Below are 17,769 nucleotides of genomic sequence, written 5' to 3'. Positions count from 1 at the left end.
TTCTTGCTATTTTCGCAACTGAGAACCGCTCACAGCAATAATATTTGCCTGATATGGGCTGATTGCTGCATATGCGAAAAGTGACCCATAAAACCATAAAGCAAGGCGGGACTTTCGTCGTAGAGCCGCGCCGCCTCTCCAAGGCCTCAGCCGAACTGCGTGCGCGCGGATTCGGGGAGATTACGATTCCCCATTCGACCGAGACGGCCGAGAAACAGGCGTCACGCTGCACCGACTGCGGGGTGCCGTTCTGTCAGAACGCCTGCCCGCTGCAGAACAATATCCCCGACTGGCTGCGCCTGTCGGCCGAGAACGAGCCGCGCGAGGCGTGGCGCGTCGCGTCCCTGACCTCGACCATGCCCGAAATCTGCGGCCGCATCTGCCCGCAGGACCGGCTGTGCGAGGGGGCCTGCACGCTGAACGTCTCGGGCTGGGACGCCGTGACCATCGGCTCGGTCGAGGCCTGGCTGGGCGATCAGGCCTTTGCGAACGGCTGGGTCGAACCGATCCGTCCCAAGGCTGAACGCGTCGAGACCATCGGCATCGTCGGCGCGGGGCCCGCAGGCCTGGCCGCCGCCGACCGCCTGCGCAGCGAAGGCTATCAGGTCGTCGTCTATGACCGCCACGACCGTGCGGGCGGCCTGCTGATCTATGGCATCCCCGGCTTCAAGCTGGAGAAGCATGTGGTTCAGCGCCGCGTGGACCGTCTTATCGAAGGCGGGGTCCAGTTCGTCCTGGGCTGCGACGTCGGCAAGGACGTGACCCTGAGCGAACTGCGCGACCGCCACGACGTCGTGCTGCTGGCCATGGGGGTCTATCAGCCGCGCATCCTGTCGGCGCCGGGCCGTGGCCCGGACTCGACGGTCGAGGCCCTGCAGTATCTGACCCATCAGAACCGCCGCGACCTGGGCGACGCCGAACAGGCGGGCTGGTACGAGGCCAGCGGCAAGCGCGTCGTCGTGATCGGCGGCGGCGACACCGCCATGGACTGCGTCCGCACCGCCATCCGTCAGGGCGCGGCCTCCGTGACCTGCCTCTATCGCCGCGACCGCGAGAACATGCCGGGTTCGGCCCGCGAGGTTCAGAACGCCGAAGAGGAAGGCGTCGTCTTCGAATGGCTGGGCGCGCCCAAGGCCCTGCTGTCGCAGGGCGACCGGGTCACCGGCGTCCGCGCCGCGCGGATGCAGCTGACCGAGGCGGCCCCCGGCGAGCGTCGCGACATCGTGCCGGTGCCCGGCGCCGATTTCGACATTCCCGCTGACATCGTCATCGAGGCCCTGGGCTTCTCGCCCGAGCCGTTCGCGGCGCACGAACCGGATCTGCGCCTGCGTGACGACGGCACCATCCGCGTCGGCGCCGTCAGCTTCGCCACCAGCCTGCCGGGCGTCTTCGCCGCGGGCGATGCGGTGCGCGGGGCCTCTCTGGTCGTCTGGGCCGTGCGCGAAGGCCAGGACGCCGCCGCCGAGATTGATCGCTACCTTAAGACCCGCACCGAGGAGGTCGCGGCATGACCCAGTGGCTTGATAAGTACGAACAAACCCGCGACCGTCTGGAAGCCGGCAACGCCTATGACCGCAGCTCCGAGCGCGACGCCTGCGGCGTGGGCCTGGTCTGCTCCATCGACGGCAGCCCGCGTCGCGACGTGGTCGAATATGCGATCCGCAGCCTGAAGGCCGTGGCCCACCGGGGCGCGGTCGATCCCGACGGCCTGTCGGGCGACGGCGCAGGCATCATGGCCGAACTGCCCCAGGCCTTCTTCGCCGAACAGGTGGCCTCCATCGGCCAGTCCCTGCGTCCCGGCCCGATCTGCGTGGGCCAGGTCTTCCTGCCGCGCACCGACCTGGGCGCCCAGGATCGCGCCCGCGCCATCGTCGAGACCGAGGCCCTGCGCGCCGGTTTCTGGATCTATGGCTGGCGCCAGACGCCCATCGACCTGTCGGTCGTCGGCACCAAGGCGGGCGCGACCCGGCCCGAGATCGAACAGATCATGCTGGCCCCGCCGCTGGACGACGCCGGCCAGCCGCTGGACGGCGAGGCGCTGGAGCGCGAACTGTATCTGTGCCGCCGCCGCATCGAAAAGACGGTCAAGGCCGAGAACCTGTCGGCCGTCTATATCTGCACCCTGTCCGCGCGCTCCATCGCCTACAAGGGCATGGTGCGGGCCGAACTGCTGGGCGACCTGTATCCCGATCTGGAGGACCCGCGCTTCGTCTCGGCCTACGCCGTCTTCCACCAGCGCTATTCGACCAACACCTTCCCCGAATGGAAGCTGGCCCAGCCCTTCCGCATGATGGCCCACAACGGCGAGATCAATACGCTGAAGGGCAATCTGAACTGGATGAAGTCGCACGAGATCCGCATGGCCGCCCAGGCCTTCGGCGACCGTGACGGCGAGGTGAAGCCGGTCGTCCAGCCGGGCGGCTCCGACTCCGCCGCCCTGGACAACGTCATGGAGGTGCTGGTCCACGCCGGTCGCCCCGCGCCCATGGCCAAGGCCCTGCTGATCCCGGAAGCCTGGTCCAAGGACGACGTGGTCATGCCCGAGGCGCACAGCGCCTTCTACGCCTATTGCAACGCGGTCATGGAGCCGTGGGACGGTCCGGCCGCCATCTGCGCCGCCGACGGCCGCTGGATCGTGGCGGGCAAGGACCGCAACGGCCTGCGTCCCCTGCGCGCGGTCGAAACCGTCGACGGCCTGCTGATGGCGGGCTCTGAAGCCGGTCTGGTGCCGATCCCCGAAAGCCGGGTGAAGCGCCGCCTGCACATCGGCCCCGGCAAGCTGATCGCCGTCGATCTGAAGCATGGCCGCGTCTATGACGAGCATGAGGCCATCGAGGCCCTGTCCGCCGTCCATCCCTACACCGAATGGCTGGGCAATATGGTCGATCTGGAATCGATCATCGGCCCCGGACCGGAGCCGCGCTCGGCCTCGGGCGAAGACCTGACGCGCCGTCAGATCGCCGCCGGCTACAGCCGTGAAGACCTGGACCTTCTGCTGGACGCCCTGGTGCGTGACGGCAAGGAGGCGGTCGGCTCCATGGGCGATGACGCCCCGCCCGCCGTCCTGTCGGCCCTGCCGCGTCCGCTGTCGCATTACTTCCGCCAGAACTTCAGCCAGGTCACCAACCCGCCGATCGACCCCTTGCGGGAATCGGGGGCCATGAGCCTGAAGACCCGGTTCAAGAACCTGGGCAACATCCTGGCCGTCGAAGAGGCCCAGACCGACGTCTTCGTGCTGGACAGCCCCGTCCTGACCAACGGCATGTACGAGCGCATGATCGACACGGTCGGCGCCGGTTCGACCGTGGTCATCGACTGCAGCTATGACGTGCCGTCCGACACGGCCCGCCCCGGCGCCGGTCTGCGCGCTGCGCTGGACCGGATCATGGACGAGGCCGAGGCCGCCGCCCGCAACGGCGCCGCCCTGATCGTGCTGACCGATCAGCAGGGTTCGGCCCAGCGTCTGGCCGCGCCGATGATCCTGGCGACCGCCGGGGTGCATGGCCGCCTGACCACGGCGGGCCTGCGCTCCTACTGCTCCATCGTGGTCCGCACCGCCGAGACGCTGGACCCGCACGGGTTCGCGGTTCTGGTCGGCGTCGGCGCCACCACCGTCAACGCCTGGCTGGCCCAGGACCTGTTCCAGGAACGCCTGGATCGGGGCCTGTACCCGGGCATGACGCTGCGCGACGCCTGCCTGAACTATAAGGCGGGGATCGAGGCTGGGCTGCTGAAGACCCTGGCGCGCAAGGGGATCAGCGTCATCTCCGCCTATCGCGGCGGGTGCGAGTTCGAGGTGCTGGGCCTGTCGCGCGCGCTGACGGCCGAGTTCTTCCCCGGCGCCCCGTCGCGCATCTCCGGCATCGGTCTGGCCGGTCTGGAGCAGGCGGCGCTGAAGCGTCACAGGCTGGCCTGGGGCGAGGCCCTGCCCTCTCCCGCCATCGGCGGCTTCTTCAAGATCCGCGCGGGCGGAGAGGCTCACGCCCACGAGGCCAAGACCATCCACCTGCTGCAGGACGCCTGCAACCGGGGCGACTATCGCCGCTTCAAGCAGTTCTCGGAGGCCGTGCGCAATCAGGCCGACGTCTCCCTGCGCGACCTGCTGGACTTCCGCGAAGGCGTCGCCATTCCGGTCGATCAGGTCGAGAGCGTGTCGGACATCCGCCGCCGCTTCCTGACCCAGGCCATGTCGCTGGGCGCCCTGGGCCCCGAAGCACATGAGACGCTGAACATCGCCATGAACCGCATCGGCGCCCGTTCGGTGTCCGGCGAGGGCGGCGAGGATCCCGAACGCTATCACCCGCGCCCGAACGGCGATGACGCCAACTCGGCGGTCAAACAGGTGGCCTCGGGCCGGTTCGGCGTCACCGCCGAATATCTGAACCAGTGCCGCGAAATCGAGATCAAGGTCGCACAGGGCGCCAAGCCCGGCGAGGGCGGCCAGCTGCCCGGCTTCAAGGTGACCGAGTTCATCGCCCGGATGCGCCATGCCGTGCCCGGCACCACCCTGATCTCTCCGCCGCCGCACCACGACATCTATTCGATCGAGGACCTGGCCCAGCTCATCTATGACCTGAAGGCCATCAATCCCGACGCCCGCGTCACGGTGAAACTGGTGTCCGCATCGGGCATCGGCGCCATTGCGTCGGGCGTGGCCAAGGCGAACGCCGACGCCATCCTGATCGCCGGACACAACGGCGGCACCGGCGCCTCGCCCCAGACCTCGATCAAGCACGCGGGCCTGCCGTGGGAGATCGGCCTGGCCGAGGCCCATCAGGTGCTGACGCTGAACAATCTGCGCGGCTCGGTCACCCTGCGCACCGACGGCGGGGTCCGCACGGGCCGCGACGTCGTCATCGCCGCCATGCTGGGTGCCGAGGAATACGGCGTCGGCACCGCCGCCCTGATCGCCATGGGCTGTCTGATGGTGCGCCAGTGCCATTCCAACACCTGCCCCGTCGGCGTCTGTTCGCAGGACGACCGTCTGCGCGAGAAATTCACCGGCACGCCCGACAAGGTGGTGAACCTGTTCACCTTCATCGCCGAGGAGACGCGCGAAATCCTGGCCTCGATCGGCGCCCGGACGATGGACGAGATCATCGGCCGCACCGACCTGCTGCGTCAGGTCCGCCGCGGCGGCGCGCACCTGGACGACCTGGACCTGAACCCCCTGCTGGTTCAGGTGGACGAAGGGGCGGCGGGCAAGTGGGCCGACAAGACGACCCGCAAGCCCATCGCCGAAAGCCTGGACGCGCGCGTGCTGAAGGACGCCGTGCGCTTCCTGGATCGCGGCCAGACGCTGGAGCTGTCCTATCCGCTGAACAACACCCAGCGGACCGTGGGCGCCGCCGTGTCCTCGGCCATCGTGCGCCGCTTCGGCGCCCAGGGACCGGCGGGCCGTCTGAAGCTGCGTCTGGAAGGCATCGCGGGTCAGAGCTTCGGCGCCTTCGCCGCCAAGGGTCTGGAGCTGCACCTGACGGGCGAGGCCAACGACTATGTCGGCAAGGGTCTGTCGGGCGCCGAGATTTCGGTCCGCACGACCGAATGGCGCGAGGATCAGCTGATCTGCGGCAACACGACCCTGTACGGCGCGACCTCGGGCCGGCTGTTCGTCGCCGGTGCGGCGGGCGAGCGGTTCGCCGTCCGCAACTCCGGCGCCGAGGCCGTGGTCGAGGGTCTGGGCGCGCACGGCTGTGAATATATGACCGGCGGACGCGTGGTCGTGCTGGGTTCGGTCGGCTGGAACCTGGCGGCGGGCATGAGCGGCGGCGAGCTGTTCGTGCTGGATCAACCGGGCTTCGCCGAACGGGCGCTGAACGGCGATCTGGCGGGCGTGACCGACATCGACGAGGCGGCGGCCGAGCGGCTGCGCGAACTGATCGAGGCCCATCTGGCGGCGACGGCGTCCCCGCTGGCGCGTCGTCTGCTGGGCGACTGGGCCAACACCCTCAGCCGGTTCGTCCGCATCGTGCCCCTGACCGACATCGTCGCCAGGACGGAACGGCTGAAGACCAGCGCCTGACCCCCTATTTCCCCGCCGTCTCCTCGGCGGCGGGGATTCCATGCCCAGGGCTGCAAACCCATCCCCGCTGCCCACAGGCCGGGATGGTTGATCCGGGCGCAGCCTGCCCCCATCTTCATCTGTGACCGGAGGTCTTGCCGATTGCGGGAGACAGGCCGGTCGGTCGCTTTTCCGAGGACCCAGATGACGACCCGCACCATTCTGTTCGACAGCCCCTTCCTGCTGGGCTTTGACCATACCCGCGCCCTGATCGACCGGGCCGCCAAGGCCGCAGCGGAATCCTATCCGCCGTATAATGTCGAACAGATCGGTGACGCCGGGGTCCGCATCAGCCTGGCGGTAGCCGGGTTTTCGCCCGACGAACTGGCCATCACCCTGGAAGGCCGCCAGCTGACCATCGCTGGAAAGCGCGACGATGCGGGCAAGAGCGAGCAGGCCTTCCTGCACCGGGGCATCGCGGCGCGCGGCTTTGTCCGCAGCTTTGTTCTGGCCGACGGGCTGGAGGTTCAGGGCGCGCGGGCCGAGCACGGCCTGCTGCACGTCGACCTGATCCGCCCCGAGGCCGAGCGCGCCGTGCGGCGCATCCCGATCACGGCGGGCTGAAAATATCGAAGTTCGAACCGCTCAGGGTTCTGAGCGTTCATCAGTAATGAAGGAGGCGGTCCTATGACGCCGTTGATGATGACCAAGGAAGATTTTGCAGGCCTGGGCGCCCCCGACCTCGTCTATGTGCGCGAGGTGAAGGCGTCGGACCTGATGGAGGACGCCGTCGAGATCAGGGACATGAGCTTTGATCCCGGCCAGTCCCTGTATGCGGTGCACAGCGCCGACGGCGAACGCCTGGCTGTGATGCTGGACCGCGACACCGCCTTCGCCGCCGCCGTGGCTCACGAACTGGAGCCGGTTTCGGTTCACTGAGAAAGACTGGAGGGCGGCCCCGCGATGGGAATGCGCCGCCTTCCAGAGCCGTGATCAGGCCGCCGTCGCCGGGGCGTCGTCCTTGACGAACAGAGCCTTGATCGCATCAACGGTGCGCGCCTGACGCAGTTGTTCGCGCAGTTCCGACGACCGCAGCGCCCGCGACACCGCAGCCAGAGCCCGCAGATGTTCGGCGCCGTCCTTGGGCGGAGCGAACAGGGCCAGCAGCAGATCGACCGGACGGTCATCCACCGACTCATAGGCCACCGGCGTATCCAGACGCACGAAGACCGCCGTCACGCGGTCGACTTCTTTCAGACGGGCGTGCGGAACCGCCACGCCCGAGCCCAGGCCCGTCGAGCCCAGGGCCTCGCGCTCCAGCAGCGCCTCCAGCACGCGCCCCTCGTCCACGCCCAGCGCATGGGCGGCGGCCTCGGCCACAGCATTCAGCGCCTGACGCTTTGATGAGGCGCCGCCGCGCAGCACCACGCCGTTAGGCGCGAGCAAATCTGCGATATCCATTGGAAACCCGGTTCTCAAAAATAGACTGGCGGTTGCGGGCGCCCGTTTAGAGGCTCCCGCAACAAAGTCAAACTAGGCCGTGCCTTTTGCCTGGCCGTTCAGTTTGCTGGTCCGCTCAGGATCGATCCAGCCGACGTTGCCGTCCGGCCGTCGATAGACGACCGACAGACCGCCATGCGCCGCGTTGCGGAACAGCACGACGGGATAGCCCGTCATGTCCAGCTCCAGCACCGCCCGCCCCACCGTGATGGTGCGGATCTCGTGTTCGGTCTCGGCGATGACCATGCCCACCGGCGGCGGGCCGTCGTTCTCGCTGGCGTCGCCGAAGACGTCGTCGTCCACGCTGTCGGGGTCACGCAGCACGATGCTGCGTGCGACCTCGCGGGCGGCGTTTTCAGTCTTTTCGGGCGACAGACCCTTGGGCCCGATATGGTGGTCCTTGAGTCGGCGCTTGTAGCGACGAACCCGTGTCTCGAGCCGATCCAGTGCCTCGGTGAAGGCCGAGTGGGCGTCGCCGCCGAACCCGGTCGTCACCAGCGTCTGACCCGACGCGAGACGGACCCAACAGTCCACCTTGAAGTTGTGGCCGTCCTTGGAGACCACGACCTCGGCGCCATCGCCGCCGCGGGCGAAGTATTTTCCGACCCCGTCTTCGAGTTCCTGGGAGATGCGCGAGCCTAACGCTTCGCCGACATCCACTTGCTTGCCGCTGACTTGGACTTGCATGCCGATAGAACGCGCCCGACTGGATTTGGTGTCAATCCAGATCACCGTTTTGTGGTCACGCTTGTCAGGCCGTGCGGAGCATCCTGCGGCGCTCGACGGAGGACGGAATCCTCAAGGCTTCCCGATACTTGGCGACGGTACGGCGGGCGATGTCGATGCCCGTCTCCTTAAGTATTTCGACGATCCGGTCGTCGGACAAAACGTCGCCATCCAGCCCCTCGCCATCAATCATTGTTTTTATCCGGTGACGGACCGCTTCGGCCGAGTGGGTCGAGGCGCCGTCCACCGATTGAATGGCGGCGGTGAAGAAGAATTTCAGCTCGAACACGCCGCGCGGGGTGGCGACATATTTGTTCGACGTGACGCGGCTGACGGTGGATTCGTGCATGCTGATCGCGTCAGCCACCGTCTTCAGATTGAGGGGCCGCAGGAACTCGACGCCGAATGCCAGGAAGGCGTCCTGCTGGCGCACGATCTCGGAGGCGACCTTCAGAATGGTCTTGGCGCGCTGGTCCAGCGACTTGACGAGCCAGTTGGCCTGGGCCGCGCAGTCGGCGACGAAGGTCTTTTCGGTGTCTGAGCGCGCGCCCGCCTGGACCAGACCGTGATAGCGTTTGTCGACCAGCAGACGCGGCAGGGTGTCGGCGTTCAGCTCGACCCGCCATCCCCCCGCCGGATCGGCGCGGACATGGACGTCGGGCACGACGGTCTGGGCCGGTTCGCCGCCGAAACCCGCGCCGGGACGCGGCGTAAGGGCCTTCAGCTCGGCGATCATGTCCGACAGGTCGTCGGCGTCCACGCCGCAGATCTTGCGCAGTCCCGCCAGGTCGCGCCGCGCCAGCAGGTCCAGATTGTCCAGCAGGGCCGCCATGGCCGGATCAAACCGATTGCGGTCGATCAGCTGCAGCTTCAGGCATTCCGGAACCGAGCGGGCCATGACGCCCGTGGGTTCGAAACCGTGGCAGACGCCCAGCACCGCCTCGATCCGCTCAAGCGGCACGCCCAGCCGGTCGGCGAATTCGTTCAGTTCGCCGCGCAGATAGCCGCCCTCGTCGGTGGCGTCGATCAGGGTCAGGGCGATGCCGTGGTCGGCGGGGCTGAATCCGGCGGACGAGGCCTGGGCCTGCAGATGCTCCCACAGCGACAGTTCGTGGGTGTCGGGGCGTTCGAGGTCGCCGCCTTCGAAGGTCTGGCCGCCCTTGCCCGCGCTGGACCAGTCGGACAGGCCGGGCTGGGCCTCGTCGGTCATGCGGTCGCTGGTGCGCTCGCCCGGCGCGGCGTCGCCGTAAACATCGTCGGACCCGGCGTCCATCGAAGCCACGGCTTCATGGCCCACGCCGTCGCCAAAGGACATTTCACCGTCGGCGGTCGCGGTTTCGGCCTGTTGCGGGGCGTCCGGCCCCTCGCCTTCAGGCTCGTCACGTTGCAGCAGCGGATTGCGCTCCAGCTCGGCCTCGACGAATTCCTCCAGCTCGAGATTGGACAGTTGCAGCAGCTTGATCGCCTGCTGCAGCTGGGGCGTGATGACCAGCCCCTGCCCTTGTCTGACCTCTAACCTTTGACCGATCACTTCGTTTTTCCCACCGAACGCTGAACTGGCCCGGAACTTGCTGGGGCCAGAATGTCGCCAAACCGGTTAACGGGACGCCAACAGCAACGCCTCCCCGTCAGAAACGGCGCGTTGGATAGGTTGACGACGCCGCCCCCTCCCTCTCCCGTCATCCCTGGGCTTGTCCCAAGGATCCATGCTCCCGGTGTTTCGGGTGTGCGCCTTGCTGACAGACTGGGAGCATAAATCCTCGCCACAACGGCGAGGATGACGGGTTTGCGGTGTGTGGGACGCCCGGAATGAGGCTGTGGCGATGCGGAACGAACCCCTCCGTCACGGCGCAGGAACGCGCCGCGCCACCTCCCCATGAAATGGGGAGGAGAAGGGCCTCAGGCGTACATTTCGCCCAGATAGACCCGGCGGACCTCGGGGTCGTGAATGGCTTCGTCGGACGTGCCTTCGAACAGGACCGAGCCGCCGGAGATGATGGAGACGCGATCGGTGATCTCCAGCGTCTCGCGCACATTGTGGTCGGTGATCAGCACGCCGATGCCCTGGCTGGCCAGATAGCGGATGACCGAGCGGATGTCGGCGATGGCCAGGGGGTCGATGCCGGCGAAGGGTTCGTCCAGCAGGATGAAGGACGGGCGCCCCGCCAGGGCGCGCGCGATCTCGACGCGGCGACGCTCGCCGCCCGACAGGGCTGTGGCCGGGGCGTGGCGCAGGTGGTCGATGTGCAGCTCGTTCAGCAGGCGGTTCGTCTCGGCTGCGATCTGGCTGCGGTCATAGTTCAGCTCGACCACCGACTTGACGTTCTGCTCGACCGTCATGCCGCGGAAGATGGAGGCTTCCTGGGCCAGATAGCCCAGGCCCATGCGGCTGCGCTGATACATGGGCTGGCCGGTGATGTCCTCGCCGTCCAGCCAGATCGACCCGGCGTCCGGCGGGATCAGGCCGGTGATCATGTAGAAGCAGGTCGTCTTGCCCGCGCCGTTGGGGCCGAGCAGACCCGCGACCTCGCCGCGCTGGACGGTCAGGGAGACGTCGCGCACCACCTGACGCTGGCCGAAGCTGCGGGCGAGGTTGCGCACACGCAGGCCCTTGTCCGCCTTGGAGGGGGCCAAGACCGGCTCCGCGACCGGTTCGTCGCGGTTCAGTGCGGAAAGTTCCTTGCGCGCCAAGTCTGCGAACGGCCTCTAGTTGTTGCCGGGATAGAAGACGCCCTGGATGCGGGTTCCGGCGGAGCCGCGCGGGGCCCCCGCCATGGTCGCGGCGTCGGTGTTGACATTATAGTTCAGCCGCCCGCCCGTCAGGACGTTCTGCCCCTGGGTCAGGATGACGTTGCCGGTCACGACGACTTCGCCGTTGTTGATCGTATAGACGGCGCGGTCGCCGCGCATCGACTGGGTCGGGGTGACGAAATAGACGGTTCCGGTGGCCTCGACCCGGTCGGGGTCGCCCGCCGCATTGCGGAACATGGTGATGGCGTCGGCGCGCAGGCGGTTGCCGCCTTGCGTCACCTCGGCGCGGCCGCGCAGCGAGATGCTGGCCGGCGTCTGCTCGCCCGAGTCGGCGCCGAAGGCGATCGGCTGGTTCGAGGTCTGTTTGTTCACCTGGGCGTCGCCCACGGCCGGAAGGGCCAGGACCGCCAGGGCGGAGACCGCCGCCAGTGCTTTGAACTTCATCGCCATCATCCGCCTGATCCCGAGGGATTGATCGTACCGCTTATCTTCTTGTCGCCCTGCCCGTCGAACACCACGCGCTGGCCCTGATCATAGATCGCATAGGACGAAGCGTTGATGGTTCCAAGAGGCCCCGCGCCCTGAACCCCCTTTGAACCCGTGATCACGCCGGTGTCCGTATTGACCACCGCCTCCGGCGTCGTCAGCACGAAGCCGGTGCCGCCGTCCGAGATTTTCACGTCAGGACCAAGGGTTACAGTGCGGGCCTGCTCATTATAGGTCCCGCCGCCTGCCGTCAGCTCCGTCACCTTGCGTCCGCCCAGGTTCAGTTTCAGCGCCGGTCCGACCAGGCGGAACTGGCCGGTCGCGGCGTCGCGGATCGCGCCCTGCGCCCCCACGGTGAAGGCGCGGCCCTGCGAATCCTGACCGTGGAACAGGGGCTTGTCCAGGCGGACCTCGTTGCTCTGGCTGGCCTTGCGCTCCACGCCCGACATGACGGTGCGGAACACGGTCCAGGTCAGGGCGCCGCCCGCCAGCACCAGGATGATGATGGGCAGGACCCGCCGATACAGCTTCACCCGCCGCGAGCGCGCGCGCCAGCGTTCGCCCGCCAGGGCGACGCGGGCCTCGTCGGCCTCGATCCGGGACTGATCGGCGGGTTCGGTCAAGCGCGCCTCAGCTGTGGGCGAAGATGTCGATCTCGTCCCAGCCGGCGAGGTCGAGCGCCGAACGGGTCGGCAGGAAGTCGAAACATTTGGCCGCCAGCTCGGCGCGGCCTTCGCGCTCCAGCATCTGATCCAGACGGGCCTTGGCCGCGTGCAGATACAGAACGTCGGAGGCGGCGTAGTCCAGCTGGGCCTGGGTCAGTTGCGGCGCGCCCCAGTCTGAAGACTGCTGGGCCTTGGACAGGTCCACGCCGACCATCTCGCGCACCACGTCCTTCAGACCATGGCGGTCGGTGTAGGTGCGGGCCAGTTTGGAGGCGATCTTGGTGCAATAGACCGGGCGCGTCTCGACGCCCAGGTGCAGCTGGAACATGCCGATGTCGAACCGGCCGAAGTGGAAGATCTTCACCACCTTCGGATCGGCCAGCAGCCGCTTCAGGTTCGGACAGTCATAGGCGGGGCGGTTCAGACGCACGACATGGGCGTCGCCGTCGCCGGCGGACAGCTGGACCACGCACAGGGGGTCACGGCCGAAACGCAGGCCCATGGTTTCGGAATCGACAGCGACCTCGGGCCCCAGGTCCAGATCGTCGGGCAGATCGCCCTCGTGCAGATAAACAGTCATGCGGGGCTTCTTACACGCGCAGGCGACGGGACGGAACGGCCAGATGTCGAAGGCCGCACCGATAAACGCACAGCTGCGTGCAAATGCCGATTCACCCAAACTGCCTCAAGCAGCAAGCCGCCGCGCGGCTTGCGATAGGCGAAAAATGAAAACGGCGCCGTGTTCGAAAACACGACGCCGTTTATAATATGGTGCCCAGAAGAGGACTCGAACCTCCACGGCCGTTAAGCCACTGGCACCTGAAGCCAGCGCGTCTACCAATTCCGCCATCTGGGCCCCGTCGGCAGCGCCTTGCGGCGTTTCCATCGGGAAGGCGCGTCATCTACGAGAGGGCTCGGGCCGGGTCAACAAGCTTTTTTCAGTTTGTGCGTTTTCTTGCGCAAGCGGAGCAAAAAGCGCGTCGGAGTAGCGCTCACGCATTGTTCCGGTTAGGTTTTTGACGATTTCCACGCCCCTCCTCCCCAATCAAGGCGTCGCCAAATGATGTTCATACTGCGTTGCGCGGCCGGTCTCGCACTGGCCGGGCTGTTCGTCGCCATGCTCGGCCCCTTTCAGGGGGCGGAGGAGAATCTGGGTCTGGATGACAAGTCGGCCCATGTGATCGGCTTCTTCATCATCACCGCCTGCCTGACGCTTCTGTTTCCCAAGCTGGGCCTGTGGCGCACCGCCTTTGTCGCCATCGCGCTGGGCGCAGGGGTCGAGGTGGTGCAGGGCCTGACGGGACGATCGGCCAATCTGTACGATCTGCTGGCCGACAGCATCGGGGTGGCGCTGGCCTCGCTGACGCGCGTCGTCGTCCAGCGGATCCGCCCCGGATTGGTTGACGCGGGTTAAGCCTGTTTTCTAACCCGTCCTTGAAGCCTGCTGCTGCATCCTGCGTCCATGGTGGATTCACCCTTCATCTCCCCGGCGCACGAGCGTCGATCCGCGCCGCGACCGCAGTTCCGCAAGCGTCGGCGCAGGCGTGAGCGCGTGCACATGCTGGGGCAGCTGGTCGATCTGGTGAAGCCCGAGGAAGTGCTGCACCACGTCCAGACGGCGGTGGCCGAAGGGCGCAAGACCATCGTCGCCAACCACAATCTGCACAGCCTGTATCTGATCCAGAAGAACCCGGAGATGCGCGCCTTCTATGCGCAGGCCGAGATGGTCGAGGTCGATTCGACGCCGATGATCTGGTTCTCACGGACTCTGGGCCTGCACAGCCGGGGCTTCCACCGCTGCACCTATCTGGACTGGCGCGACCATTTCTGGAGCGTGGCCAACCGCAAGAAATGGCGCATCGCCTATGTCGGCGGCGAGCCCGGCGTCAGCGAGGCGGCGGCCGAACGGCTGAACGCCGTCTATCCCCACGCCCGGATCCTGCCGCGCCACGGCTTCTTCGACGCCAGCGCAGGTTCGGCGGACAACGCCGCCCTGATCGCCGACCTCATCGCCTTCAAGCCGGAAATCCTGTTCGTGGGCATGGGAATGCCGCGCCAGGAGGCCTGGATCCTGCGCAATCTGGAGCTTCTGCCCAACTGCGTCATCTTCTCTGTCGGCGCCGCCTTCGACTATGAGGCCGGAACCCAGAAGCCCGCGCCGCGCTGGATGGGCCGGGCCGGGGTCGAGTGGGCCTATCGTCTGGTGCAAGACCCCAAACGCCTGTTCCGCCGCTATTGCGTCGAGCCCTGGACCTTGATTCCACTAGCGATTTCCGACATCCGCGCCGCGCGCCGCCGCAAGGCCGGTCTGGCCCCGAAGGCGGCGCGTGAGTTCGGCGCCCCGCCGGTCACCGGCTATCGCCGCTGACAGCCGACGATAGAATTTCCTACTTGTCCGGTAGGCATTTCTGACCAAGATCGAAAACCGAACCGCGCCGGATTGCGTTATGAGTGCGGGACGAGTGGTCGAGTTGGGAGCGCCTATGCCGCAAACCGGAACGCCAGACGGGCGCCAGAACGTGGCCGTGGTCGGGGCAGGATTCAGCGGTCTGCTGACGGCGATCCACCTGTTGCGGCTGAACGCCAGGCTCCGCGTCACCCTGATCGAGCGGCGCAAGGTCTTTGGTCCCGGCACGGCCTATGACACCGGCAACCCCCACCATCTGCTGAACGTGCGCCTGGACAATATGGGCGCCTTTCCCGATCAGCCGGGGCATCTGGCGGACTGGCTGGCGGAACAGCCGTCATGGCGGGCGCAGGACGGCTTCATCACCCGCGGAGTTTACGGCGACTATCTGCAGCACCTGCTGGACCAGGCGCTGGACGGCGCGCCCGAGCGTCTGACGCTGGCGGCGTCCGAAGCCAGGGCTCTGGACCGCGACGGCGCGGGCTGGACCCTGACGCTGGACGACGGCGGGACGGTGCAGGCCGAGGCGGTCGTGCTGGCCCTGGGCAATCTGGAGCCCGCCTCCCCGCCCGGCGTCGACGAGGCGCTGCGCAACTCGCCCCTCTATGTCGAAAACCCCTGGCGGCTGGAGGCCGAGGCGGCGGAGGGCGCGCGCGACATCCTGCTGATCGGGGCGGGCCTGACCATGGTGGATGCGGCCCTGTCGCTGCGGCGGCCCGGACGCCGCTTCACCGCCCTGTCGCGCCACGGCCTGCTGCCGCGCGCCCACGCCACCGTGCCGCCCGAACCTTATGTCGAGGCCTTCTCAGGCGGTCCGTCCGACGTGTTGAAACAGGTGCGGCAGGCGACCCAGACGCACGACTGGCGCGCCGTGTTCGACCACCTGCGCCATTCGGCCCGCCCGCTGTGGCGGTCGTGGACGGCGGTTCAGCGCAAGCGGTTCCTGCGCCATCTGCGCCCCCTGTGGGACGTGCATCGCCACCGCCTGTCGCCCGGATCGGCGCGCGACATTCATTCGATGCTGGCCTCCGGCGAACTGACCGTGCTGGCGGGCAAGCTGTCCGAGACGGCGCTGGACGGCCGATCGGTGGAGGCGGCCTGGCGTCCGCGCGGGCGTCGCCGGGCCATCCGGGGACGCTTCGACCTGGTGGTCAACTGCACCGGCCCGCTGGGCGTCATCCAGCAGAGCCGCGAGCCCCTGATCGCCGACATCCTGAAAAAGGGATACGGCCGCCCCGACCCCCTGGGCCTGGGGCTGCAGGTCGACGGCGACGGCCGCCTGATCGGCCAGGACCGCCCGACCGACGGCCTCTACGCCATCGGCCCCCTGACGCGCGGCGCCTTCTGGGAGATCACCGCCGTGCCCGACCTGCGCGCCCAGGCCCTGGACCTGGCCGAACATGTGGCGGCGGCGGGCGCAACCGGGCAAAGCGGCGCCGCCGACTGGCCTCGGACCGATCCAGCGGCCATAGTTCGCGGAACATAAGACCCGGCGGAACATTCGGGTCGCTGGCGACAGGGACCAGAGACACGTGCGGTTCAATCAGTATTCGGCTTTCGGCCTCTGCATCCTGGTCTTCATCGTCGGCGTGCTGCTGGCGCTGTATTATCCTTGGACATGGTTCCTGCCGGTGATCGCCGGGGCTTTGACCCTGCTGGGCGTCGCCGACCTGATCCAGCCGCACCATTCGATCCGTCGCAACTATCCGGTCATCGGCCATGTCCGCTGGCTGGCGGAGATGATCCGCCCGGAGATCCGGCAGTATCTGATCGAGTCCGACCAGGAGGCCGCGCCCTTCTCCCGCAACCAGCGCTCGCTGGTCTATGCCCGCGCCAAGAAGGAGGGGTCGGAGCGGTCGTTCGGCACCCAGATGGACGTCTATAGCGTCGGCTATGACTTCATGGGCCATTCGATCCGGCCCGCGCCCGCGGCGGACCCGGCGACCTTCCGCATCCTGATCGGCGGCGACCAGTGCGCCCAGCCGTATTCCGGGTCGGTGTTCAACATCTCGGCCATGAGCTTCGGCTCGCTCAGCGCCAACGCCATCCGCGCCCTGAACAAGGGAGCCGCCCTGGGCGGCTTCGCCCATGACACCGGAGAGGGCGGCTACAGCCCCTATCACCGCGAACACGGCGGCGACATCATCTGGGAGCTGGGCAGCGGCTATTTCGGCTGCCGCACCGAGACGGGCGCCTTTGATCCCGACAAGTTCGCGGCCCAGGCGGCCAACCCCCAGATCAAGATGATCGAGATCAAGCTGAGCCAGGGGGCCAAGCCGGGTCACGGCGGCATTCTGCCCGCCGAAAAAGTCAGCGCCGAGATCGCGGCGACGCGCGGCGTGCCGATGGGCCAGGACTGCATCTCGCCCTCCACCCACAGCGCCTTTTCGACCCCGCTGCAGATGATGGAATTCATCGCCAAACTGCGTCAGCTGTCGAGCGGCAAGCCGATCGGCTTCAAACTGTGCATCGGCCAGCCGTGGGAGTTCATGGGCATCGTCAAGGCCATGCTGGCGACGGGCATCCGCCCCGACTTCATCGTGGTCGACGGCGGCGAAGGCGGCACGGGCGCGGCGCCGGTCGAGTTCACCGACCATCTGGGCACGCCGATGCGCGAAGGCCTGCTGTTCGTGCACAACACCCTGGTCGGCGCCGGTCTGCGCGATCAGATCCGCATCGGCGCGGCGGGCAAGATCACCAGCGCCTTCGACATCGCCAGCGTCCTGGCCATAGGCGCCGACTGGGCCAATGCGGCGCGCGGCTTCATGTTCGCCCTGGGCTGCGTCCAGTCCCTCAGCTGCGGCACCAACCGTTGCCCCACCGGGGTCGCGACCCAGGACCCGCTGCGTCAGCGCGCGCTTGTCGTGCCGGACAAGGCCGAGCGGGTGCACCAGTTCCACCGCTCCACCCTGAAAGGCCTGTCGGAGATGCTGGCGGCGGCGGGCATCCACCACCCCAGCGACCTGCGCCCCCACCATCTGGCGCGCCGCATCAGCCAGACCGAGATCAAGCTGTTCTCGCAGTTGCACGTCTTCCTGCGCCCCGGTGAACTGCTGACCGGCGAAGAGGGCCGCAGCTTCTATTCCGAAAGCTGGCGCCTGGCCCGCGCCGACCGCTTCGACCTGGAAGAGCCTGCGGCCACGCGGGTGTAAGGCGCCACAAGCCCGAGCCTGCCGCAGGGGCGGCAGGGCCGCACATAAGGCCAACCATGTCGTTGATTTTATAGCCAAATA

Annotated in this window: 15 protein-coding genes and 1 tRNA gene; 8 read left to right on the top strand and 8 right to left on the bottom strand. The window is 67.5% G+C overall.

Features of this window, described 5'->3' with window-relative positions; all coding sequences use genetic code 11:
- Positions 1–80: 80 nt before the first annotated feature.
- The 4 genes from JKF87_RS00515 (at position 81) to JKF87_RS00500 (ending at position 6,940) form a co-directional block, all read left to right on the top strand.
- Positions 81–1,511: an NAD(P)-dependent oxidoreductase gene (locus JKF87_RS00515; RefSeq protein WP_307417121.1), complete on the top strand. Its 1,431-nt coding sequence runs from the start codon at positions 81–83 to the stop codon at positions 1,509–1,511.
- Positions 1,508–6,022, top strand: coding sequence for a glutamate synthase large subunit (gene gltB / locus JKF87_RS00510; protein ID WP_201096376.1), 4,515 nt, complete (start codon positions 1,508–1,510; stop codon positions 6,020–6,022). Before JKF87_RS00515 ends, gltB begins: the two co-directional genes overlap by 4 nt.
- A 183-nt stretch (positions 6,023–6,205) precedes the next feature.
- Positions 6,206–6,625, top strand: coding sequence for an Hsp20 family protein (locus JKF87_RS00505; RefSeq protein WP_201096374.1), 420 nt, complete (start codon positions 6,206–6,208; stop codon positions 6,623–6,625).
- A gap of 63 nt (positions 6,626–6,688) precedes the next feature.
- Entirely contained in the window at positions 6,689–6,940 is a 252-nt protein-coding gene (locus JKF87_RS00500; RefSeq protein ID WP_201096373.1) for a DUF1150 family protein, read from the top strand.
- 54 nt (positions 6,941–6,994) lie between these two features.
- Here the strand turns inward: JKF87_RS00500 and JKF87_RS00495 are convergent, their stop codons facing one another.
- From JKF87_RS00495 to JKF87_RS00460, 8 genes are all read right to left on the bottom strand, one after another.
- Entirely contained in the window at positions 6,995–7,462 is a 468-nt protein-coding gene (locus JKF87_RS00495) for a PTS sugar transporter subunit IIA (protein ID WP_201096372.1), read from the bottom strand.
- A 72-nt stretch (positions 7,463–7,534) separates the two neighbouring features.
- Positions 7,535–8,188, bottom strand: a complete 654-nt coding sequence (gene hpf, locus JKF87_RS00490) for a ribosome hibernation-promoting factor, HPF/YfiA family (protein ID WP_201096371.1) — start codon at positions 8,186–8,188, stop codon at positions 7,535–7,537.
- Positions 8,189–8,252: 64 nt separating this feature from the next.
- Positions 8,253–9,758: an RNA polymerase factor sigma-54 gene (gene rpoN / locus JKF87_RS00485; RefSeq protein WP_201096370.1), complete on the bottom strand. Its 1,506-nt coding sequence runs from the start codon at positions 9,756–9,758 to the stop codon at positions 8,253–8,255.
- A gap of 368 nt (positions 9,759–10,126) precedes the next feature.
- Entirely contained in the window at positions 10,127–10,861 is a 735-nt protein-coding gene (gene lptB / locus JKF87_RS00480; RefSeq protein WP_236260997.1) for an LPS export ABC transporter ATP-binding protein, read from the bottom strand.
- A gap of 72 nt (positions 10,862–10,933) precedes the next feature.
- A complete protein-coding gene (locus JKF87_RS00475; RefSeq protein WP_201096368.1) occupies positions 10,934–11,422 on the bottom strand; it encodes an LptA/OstA family protein in 489 nt (162 codons plus the stop codon).
- Positions 11,423–11,427: 5 nt separating this feature from the next.
- The gene (gene lptC, locus JKF87_RS00470) at positions 11,428–12,087 is read right to left on the bottom strand and encodes an LPS export ABC transporter periplasmic protein LptC (protein ID WP_201096367.1); all 660 of its coding nucleotides are present in this window, start codon (positions 12,085–12,087) and stop codon (positions 11,428–11,430) included.
- Positions 12,088–12,094: 7 nt separating this feature from the next.
- Positions 12,095–12,709 (bottom strand): ribonuclease D, encoded by a 615-nt coding sequence (locus tag JKF87_RS00465; RefSeq protein WP_201096366.1) that lies wholly within the window; start codon positions 12,707–12,709, stop codon positions 12,095–12,097.
- Between the two features lie 189 nt (positions 12,710–12,898).
- A tRNA-Leu gene (locus JKF87_RS00460) sits at positions 12,899–12,985 on the bottom strand.
- 204 nt (positions 12,986–13,189) lie between these two features.
- Here JKF87_RS00460 and JKF87_RS00455 point away from each other — a divergent pair.
- From JKF87_RS00455 to JKF87_RS00440, 4 genes are all read left to right on the top strand, one after another.
- The gene (locus JKF87_RS00455) at positions 13,190–13,543 is read left to right on the top strand and encodes a VanZ family protein (RefSeq protein WP_201096364.1); all 354 of its coding nucleotides are present in this window, start codon (positions 13,190–13,192) and stop codon (positions 13,541–13,543) included.
- A 144-nt stretch (positions 13,544–13,687) separates the two neighbouring features.
- Entirely contained in the window at positions 13,688–14,497 is an 810-nt protein-coding gene (locus JKF87_RS00450) for a WecB/TagA/CpsF family glycosyltransferase (RefSeq protein WP_236260996.1), read from the top strand.
- A gap of 115 nt (positions 14,498–14,612) precedes the next feature.
- Positions 14,613–16,022: an FAD/NAD(P)-binding protein gene (locus tag JKF87_RS00445; protein WP_201096360.1), complete on the top strand. Its 1,410-nt coding sequence runs from the start codon at positions 14,613–14,615 to the stop codon at positions 16,020–16,022.
- A gap of 46 nt (positions 16,023–16,068) precedes the next feature.
- On the top strand, positions 16,069–17,688 hold the full coding sequence (locus JKF87_RS00440) for an FMN-binding glutamate synthase family protein (protein WP_201096359.1): 1,620 nt from the start codon (positions 16,069–16,071) through the stop codon (positions 17,686–17,688).
- The last annotated feature ends 81 nt before the right edge of the window (positions 17,689–17,769 follow it).

Source organism: Brevundimonas nasdae, from assembly GCF_016654005.1.
Lineage (GTDB): Bacteria > Pseudomonadota > Alphaproteobacteria > Caulobacterales > Caulobacteraceae > Brevundimonas > Brevundimonas nasdae.
This window is presented reverse-complemented; position numbering and strand designations above follow the sequence as displayed.